Origin of the sequence: Deinococcus sp. (genome assembly GCF_030523985.1) — a bacterium.
Taxonomy (GTDB): domain Bacteria; phylum Deinococcota; class Deinococci; order Deinococcales; family Deinococcaceae; genus Deinococcus.
Genome location: NZ_JAUNHK010000119.1, coordinates 1 through 6,854, shown reverse-complemented (window position 1 = coordinate 6,854; position 6,854 = coordinate 1). Strand labels below are relative to the sequence as shown.

The 6,854-nt window shown below is 68.5% G+C and carries 7 protein-coding genes; 3 read left to right on the top strand and 4 right to left on the bottom strand.

Features of this window, described 5'->3' with window-relative positions; genetic code table 11:
• From Q4C89_RS13080 to Q4C89_RS13070, 3 genes are all read right to left on the bottom strand, one after another.
• On the bottom strand, positions 1 to 496 hold a 496-nt coding region (locus Q4C89_RS13080), incomplete at its 3' end, for a DUF4385 domain-containing protein (RefSeq protein WP_303103064.1).
• Positions 497 to 559: 63 nt separating this feature from the next.
• A complete protein-coding gene (locus Q4C89_RS13075) occupies positions 560 to 1,198 on the bottom strand; it encodes a Dps family protein (protein WP_303103063.1) in 639 nt (212 codons plus the stop codon).
• Positions 1,199 to 1,245: 47 nt separating this feature from the next.
• Complete coding sequence (locus Q4C89_RS13070) at positions 1,246 to 2,139, bottom strand: MBL fold metallo-hydrolase (RefSeq protein WP_303103062.1); 894 nt, start codon at positions 2,137 to 2,139, stop codon at positions 1,246 to 1,248.
• Between the two features lie 45 nt (positions 2,140 to 2,184).
• Between Q4C89_RS13070 and Q4C89_RS13065 the strand changes: the two genes are divergently transcribed.
• Positions 2,185 to 3,339, top strand: coding sequence for an aminotransferase class I/II-fold pyridoxal phosphate-dependent enzyme (locus Q4C89_RS13065; protein ID WP_303103061.1), 1,155 nt, complete (start codon positions 2,185 to 2,187; stop codon positions 3,337 to 3,339).
• 59 nt (positions 3,340 to 3,398) lie between these two features.
• Here the strand turns inward: Q4C89_RS13065 and Q4C89_RS13060 are convergent, their stop codons facing one another.
• On the bottom strand, positions 3,399 to 4,127 hold the full coding sequence (locus tag Q4C89_RS13060; protein WP_303103060.1) for a HesA/MoeB/ThiF family protein: 729 nt from the start codon (positions 4,125 to 4,127) through the stop codon (positions 3,399 to 3,401).
• Positions 4,128 to 4,177: 50 nt separating this feature from the next.
• Between Q4C89_RS13060 and Q4C89_RS13055 the strand changes: the two genes are divergently transcribed.
• Both Q4C89_RS13055 and Q4C89_RS13050 read left to right on the top strand, forming a co-directional pair.
• Positions 4,178 to 4,768, top strand: coding sequence for a glycerol-3-phosphate acyltransferase (locus tag Q4C89_RS13055; RefSeq protein WP_303103059.1), 591 nt, complete (start codon positions 4,178 to 4,180; stop codon positions 4,766 to 4,768).
• Positions 4,765 to 6,854 (top strand): hypothetical protein (locus tag Q4C89_RS13050; RefSeq protein WP_303103058.1); only part of this gene is annotated, 2,090 nt, incomplete at its 3' end. The genes Q4C89_RS13055 and Q4C89_RS13050, both read left to right, overlap by 4 nt.

The window sequence follows — 6,854 nt, the reverse complement described above, 5'->3', positions numbered from 1 at the left end:
GCTCGTTCGCCTCGGCTTCGTCCCATTTGGCCTTGAAGATGCGGGCGGATTCGGCTTTGACCGGGTCTTCGGGCTGCCGGGGCAATTCGGCGCGGCCATGTGCGCCCGACTGGCCTTTTTTGTCGTCGGGGACAGGGCCGTCGTACTTTTTGCCGCCCTTGTGGTTGGCGTAGCGACGCGAACGGGTAAAGCCCATTTGCAAGAACTTGCGGGCCATGTCCGCCCCGACAAAGTCCTCGACAGCGAGGTAATCCAGAAACATCGCGTAGATTTTTTCGCTGCTCTCGCGGGCCACGTCGGGCGTAGCGAAGCGCCAGTGCGGGAGGATTTCGGCCTTGTACGGCTGCACCAGCAAAACGCCCTGTTCGCCCCGGCCCACCCGGTACAGTTCGGGCTGCTGCCGCAAGTCCAGTTCGGCATAGTTCAGGTCGTAGTCGAAGTCACGGTCGGACTTTTTGACCGGGCCTTTGGAAATCCGCTCAGGTTTTTGAGTCATCGTCACCTCAACAAGAGAGGCAGACAGCCTGGGCCATCTGCCTTTCGCTCTCTGCCTTCGGCCTCAGTTCAGGCGGTCGTCGTCCATGATGGCTTGCAGCATCCAGCGAATCTTGTCCACCGTCGCCGCGTAGCCGTTGTACATGTCGGCGGTGGCGGGGTCGTTGGCGTCGTCTACCGTCTGCGAGTCGTCGCGGTAGCCCTTGCCGATGCGCGAGAGGTCACTCACAAGGTCGGCGACCTGGGTGCGGGCGTCACGCACGGTTTCGCTGGGCACCTGAATGACGCTGTAACGGGCGATGTCGGCGGGCGCAGCGATGGGGCTGCCGCCGAGGGCCACCAGACGTTCGGCCTGCTCGTCGATGCCGGGGAAGATCATCTCGATGAACTCGTCGTAGGCGAGGTGCAGGTCGCGGAAGAAGCGGCCCCGGATGTCCCAGTGGTATTTCTTGAACTTGAGGTACAGGCTGATGGTGGTCGCCAGGTTGCGCTGCAGCGTTTCGGCCACCGTCTGAAATTCCTCTTCGCTGAGGTAGTGGTGGTCGACCAGGGCGTTGTTGACGGTGCGGATGTGCGCGGCGTCGGCTTTGGCCTCGCCTGCTGCCTGGACCCCCTTGGCCCCGGAAGCGGGAATACCGGACTTTTTGTCCTTGGTCGCCGACTTGCTGGCCTTGGTGTCGGTCTTGCTGCTCTTTTTCGTCATGCCGCCAACTTACGCCCCCTGCCGCCGCCGCGCCCATACCGTTTTCTTTACGTTCGGGCGAACAGCAGGTGGTTGTCCTGCACCTCCAGCCGCGCCCAGCCTGCCACCAGCCCTTCGGTGAGGTGGGCGCTGACCACGGCGCGGTTCAGAACTACGGCTCCCGCGTTGGTCATGGTCACGTTCAGGGCGGCACACACGCGGGTCAGCAAGTCATCCACCGTCGCCGCACTCTCCCCTACGGCGTCCATTACGGCTGCGGTGGTGCGTTCGTAGGCTTGCAGGTTCAGGCGGGCCAGCCCCGGCAGGTCGGGCGTGGGGTCGCCGTGACCGGGCAGCACCACGCGCACGCCGGACAGCCCCGCCAGCGCCGCCGCACTCGCCTTTTGCGCGGCGCTGTCGGCGCAAAACGTCAGCGGATGCTTTTGTAGCGACTCGGCCCCGAACAGGCCATCGGCGGCGTACAGCACGTCCCCCACGCGCACCGCGTACATCTGCGCGGCGTGGCCGGGAATGTCCAGCAGTTCCACCGCCGCCCCGCCCAGCGTTTGCGGCCCGACCCCGATAGGCTGCGCTGGACTGGCGGGCGCGAGCAGGAACTTGGTCTGGAGTTCACGCGGTGGCATCGCCCCGAACAGCGACAGCGGCTCCAGCACGGGAAAATTGATGATGGCGGCTTCCAGTGGCGGCGCGTAGACAGGCAGCCCTGGAAACTTTTTCAGGATGAAGGCATTTCCGCCGTGGTGGTCAGCGTGGCTGTGGGTGTTCAGAATCGCCGCTGCCACCAGCCCGAGCGCCTCCACCTCGCGCAGCAGTTTGCGGGCGTGTCCGTCGTCCAGCCCGGTGTCTACCAGCAGCGCCCCGCCGGAGTCATTTTCAACCACCAGACTGTTCACTGCCGAGGGAAAAAAGTGGACGCCGGGGGCGAGTTCGGTCAGAGGCATGAACGCAAAGTACACCCTTATCCTTTGGTGCCGTACCCTCTACTCATGTGGTCTTCTCGGCGGGCTTCGGCAGTTCCTGGCAGCGTGTTTTCCCTGATGGACGCGGCCAAAGCGCGGGCCAGGGCGCGGGGGCTGGAGATTACCGACCTCAGCATCGGGTCCAGCGACCAGCATCCGCCCCGGAGCGTGCTGGACGAACTGCGGGCCGCCACCCACGACCCCGCCACCTACCGCTACCCCCTTTTTTCCGACACGCTGCCGCTGCGGGCCGCCGCCGCCGAGTACCTGACGCGGCGCTTCGGGGTGACGCTGAACGCCGACACCGAGCTGCTGCCGCTGATCGGGGCACAGGAAGGGCTGGCGCACCTGCTGCTGGCGGTCACTGACCCCGGCGACACGCTACTGCTGCCCGACCCCTGCTACCCGCCGTACTGGGGCGCGGCGGCGGTGGCGGGGCTGAAGGTGCAGACGCTGCCGCTGCTGCCCGAGCGCGGGTTTTTGCCTGACCTGAGCGCCGTGCCGGAGGGCGTGCGGCCCCGCGCCCTGCTGCTGAACTATCCGAACAACCCGACCTCGGCCGTGGCGTCGGCGCAGTTCTTCCGGGAGGCGGCGGCGTGGTGCCGGGAACGGGGCACGCTGCTGATTCACGACCACCCCTACGCCGAACTGACCTTCGGGGACTACCGCGCTCCTTCGGCGTTGGAGGCGGGGACGGCGGGCGTGGTCGAACTGCACAGCCTGTCCAAGACACACCACCTCGGCGGCTTCCGGGTCGGCTTCGCGGCGGGGGACGCGGGCGCGGTGGCGGCGCTGGCCCGCGTGAAGGGCGCGGTGGATTTTCATCCCTACCTGGGCATTCAGCGGGCGGCGGCGCACGCGCTGGGTCTGCCGGACGAGGCAGCGCGGGCCGGGGCCAAAGTCTTCGAGGAACGGCGGGACGCGCTTCTTCCTGCCCTGCACGACCTGGGCTGGGACGTGCAGACCCCGCAGGCCAGCATGTACGCCTGGGCACGGGTGCCGGGTCTGACAGACAGTGTGGCCTACGCGGTGCGGGCCGCCGAAGAAACGGGCGTGGCGGTCAGCCCGGGCCGCGCCTTCGGGGAACGGGGCGAAGGTTTCGTGCGCTTTGCCCTGGTGCAGCCGCCCGAAGTGCTGCGCGAGGCGGCGCGGAAACTGGGCACCGTGGGGGTGGAGGGTTGATGGTTCCGCTGCACTGATGGTTGATGGGAAACGACTCGCTCCCGGCAAGCTGTCCGCCCTCAGCCATCCGCCCTCTGCATCTTCAGCACCCGCACCCGCCCGGTCAGGCCGTCGAAGGTCCAGAGTTTGCCCCGCAGCGGCTCGCCCACGCCGCCCAGAATAAGAAGCGCCTGCAAGGCCATCAGGTCGCCCACCAAGTTAGGAATCGGCCCCAACACGCCCAGTTCGTCACAGGAGTCGGCCTCGGGGGTCGGGAACAGCTCGCGCAGGCCGAAGTGCGGCCCGAACACGCTGCAAAGCCCCGTCACGCCGCTGGCGGCTCCCCAGACCCACTCGCGGCCCAGGTCGCGGCAGGTGTCGGCCAGCAGGTAGCGCGTCTCGAAGTTGTCGGTGGCGTCTACCGTCAGGTCGTGCGCGGCAATCAGGGCGGCAGCATTTTCGGCGTCCAGCGCGGGCGCAGCCTTCACCTCCACGAACGGGTTGACCTGCTGGGCCAGGGCGCAGGCACACGCGGCCTTGGAGCGCCCCACGTCTGCCGAGGTGTAGAGCTGCTGGCGGTGCAGGTTGGTGACGGAAACCGTGTCGCTGTCGGCAATCGTGAGCGCCCCCACGCCCGCCCCGGCCAGTTGCCGCACCACCGGGCCACCCAGTCCGCCCGCGCCGACCACCAGCACGCGGGCCGAGCGCAGCTTTTCCTGTGCGCCCGCGCCTCCCCATTCCGGCACCAGCAACGGGCGGGAGACGCGGCGCAGTTCGGAGCGGGACAGTGTTTTGGGGGCGAGGCTCATGGCGGCAAAGATAGTGCGGCGGCTTTGTCCCCCTCGCCTACAATGGAGCGGTGCTGCTCTTTGCCCTCACCTTCCTTCTGTCCTACCTGCTGGGGTCTCTGGTCATGGGCGTGTTTTATTCCCGCTGGCGTGGCGAGGACATTCGCGGGCGCGACCTCCCCGGCGGCAGCGGAACGTACCGGCAGTACGGCAAGGCGGCGGGGGTCGGCGTGGCGCTGGCGGACATGCTCAAGGGCGCGGCGGCGGTGGCGCTGGCCCACTGGCTCGCGCCCGAAGCGACCTGGCTGGCGACCCTGGGCGTGGTGCTGGGCCACTGTTACCCCGTCTTTTTCGGCTTTCGCGGCGGCGGCGGCATCGCCCCGCTGATCGGCGCGATGCTGGCCGCCGCTCCCAAGACGATGCTGGGCATTCTGGCGCTGGCCCTGCTGCTGATGCCGCTTTACCGCCTGACCCTGCAAAAACGGGTGGGGATGAACGTGATTCCCTTCGTGTCGGCGGTGGTGGTGCCGTTCGGGTTGTGGCTGGGCTGGCGCTGGGGCGGCTTTTTCGACTTTCTGGCGGGCAGTCTGGTGATGCTGGTGCGCGGGCTGCACATGCTGATGCAGGACAAAAGGGCGGCGCAACGAGGAGCGCAAGGATGAGACGTGGTTGGATGACGCTGCTGGCCCTGGCGATCCCGGCGCAGGCCGAAATGAGCGTGCGGGGCCAGACCCTGCGCTACGAGGAAGGAGACCGCGTGGTCTGGCAGCGCACTTTCCCGGCGGCGCTGGGCAAGCTGAGCGGGCCAGTGACCCTGGGAGACAACAGCTATGTGGGCGTCGGCCCCGTCGTGTACGCCTTTGGTGCCCAGGGCCGGGTGCTGGGCCGCGCCGACCTGCCCGGTCAGGTGACGACCCTGGACAACAGCGGGCGGGCCGTTCGCGTGACCGTTCGCACGAACGATTTCACCGAGCGCTTTACGCTCACCGACCCGGCAGACGGTCCCCTCAGCGCCCAGGAACGGGTGGTCATGCCGCCCGACCCGCAGGTGACAGGCTGGCTCTCGCGCTTTGCCGCCAGTGTTCCTGCCGCCGAATTGCCCGCCGCCGCCGAGCAGTTTCCCCAGAATCCCTTCATTGCCCTCAGACTGGCGCAGCAGGCCGGGGGGCGCGGCGACGACTATGAGGCCCTGAGCGCCGTGCGCCGCGCCCTGAGCAGCACCATGCCTTTTCCCGCCTGGACGCAACTCGCCGCGCAGCTCGAAAGTGCCGGGTTTCCTGCCGCTGCCACCCTCGCCCTCGACCGGGCCAAACGGGACGCCGCCAGCCGGGGCATAGACCCTGCCGTGCCCGTCAGCCGCGCCGCCCTGAGCGCCTACGGCAACCCCAGCGGCTATGTCGGCACCCTGCTCGACCAAAACCGACTGGCCCGCGCCGACGTGTGGATGAACTTTTTGCGTGAACTTTACCCCCGTTTCGAGGGTGGTGACGCGCTTTATCTGCGCTACGCCGACATTCTGGAAACCCAGGGCCGCGCCGGGGAAGCCGAGGAATGGCGGCAGTTCGCCCGTTCGCTGCGCGGCGGCACCCTCTACAACCTGGGACCGCAGGACACCCTGCGCCTGCGCGACGCGGCCCGGCTGATGACCTTCGCGCTGGCGCTGGCGCTGCTGGCGGCGGTCCTGACCCTCACGGCCCGCGCCTGGCCCACCCAGACGGCGGACCTTCAGGCGCTCGGTGGGCGCTGGCGTTCCTGGCGGCGGCCCCTGGACCGCTTGCGCCTCACACCCCTGAGTTACGCCTCCTTCAGCGAGCGGCTGCTGCTGCTGACCCTGTGCGCGGCGATGTTCGTTTCGCTGGGTGGGTGGCAGTGGGCCAACCAGACCGGACGTGCCCTTCAGGCCCCGGCGCTGAACACCGGCACCTACGGCGGCGGCTGGGGCAGCGCGGGGCTGGATACCCTGAGTCAGCGTCCGACACCCGCCACCTACCTGCTGGCCGGACTGACCGCGCAGCTCGACGACAACGTGAGCGAGGCCCGCACGCTCTACACCCGCGCCGGACAGGATGCCTGCGCGCTGAACAATCTGGGGGTCATTGCCCAGGGCCGCGACGACGCCGCGCAGGCCCGCCGCCTGTACCAGCAGGCGCTGTCGCTGCAACCCGACCTCAGCGCCGCCGCCTACAACCTGGGCCGCAACCCGGCGACCCCCGAAACCACTTTTCAGCGCACCTACCGCCCCGGACAGCCCCGACTGTGCTACCCCGACCGCCGCACGCTGGCACAGGCGGTGGGCAATGACCTGACCACCGTACTGCGCCAGAGCGTGACCGACCCGCTCGGCTTTCTGACCGGGCAACGTGCTCCGGCTCGGCTGAACTGGGCCATGCTCGCGACCCTCATTCTGCTGGCGGTGCTGGCGCTGCTGCTGCTCATTCCCCGCGCCGACCAGAACGGGCGTCAGGGGCGTCCGGTGCTGTTCCGCGTTCTGGCGACCCTGCTGCCCGGCACCGGTCTGCTGGGCAACGCCTGGGGCGGCGTGCTGCTGGTGGCCTGGGCCGCCGTCGTCGTCGCGCTCGTGTCTCAGGGCCGGGTGCTGAACATCCTGGCGCTACCTGCCCTCCCCACTCCGCTGGCCCGCAACTCGCTGTGGCTGGCGCTGGGGGCGCTCTATGCGCTCAACCTGCTGGTCACGGTGCTCAACGAGGTCGCCTACGCCCGCAGGCGACGGCTGGCCCGCAGCAGGGA

Excerpts from the sequence above, each read along its gene's own strand:
- Q4C89_RS13070 (WP_303103062.1), bottom strand. The coding sequence starts at position 2,139 with ATGCCTCTGACCGAACTCGCCCCCGGCGTCCACTTTTTTCCCTCGGCA.
- Q4C89_RS13065 (WP_303103061.1), top strand. The coding sequence starts at position 2,185 with ATGTGGTCTTCTCGGCGGGCTTCGGCAGTTCCTGGCAGCGTGTTTTCC.
- Q4C89_RS13075 (WP_303103063.1), bottom strand. The coding sequence starts at position 1,198 with ATGACGAAAAAGAGCAGCAAGACCGACACCAAGGCCAGCAAGTCGGCG.
- Q4C89_RS13060 (WP_303103060.1), bottom strand. The coding sequence starts at position 4,127 with ATGAGCCTCGCCCCCAAAACACTGTCCCGCTCCGAACTGCGCCGCGTC.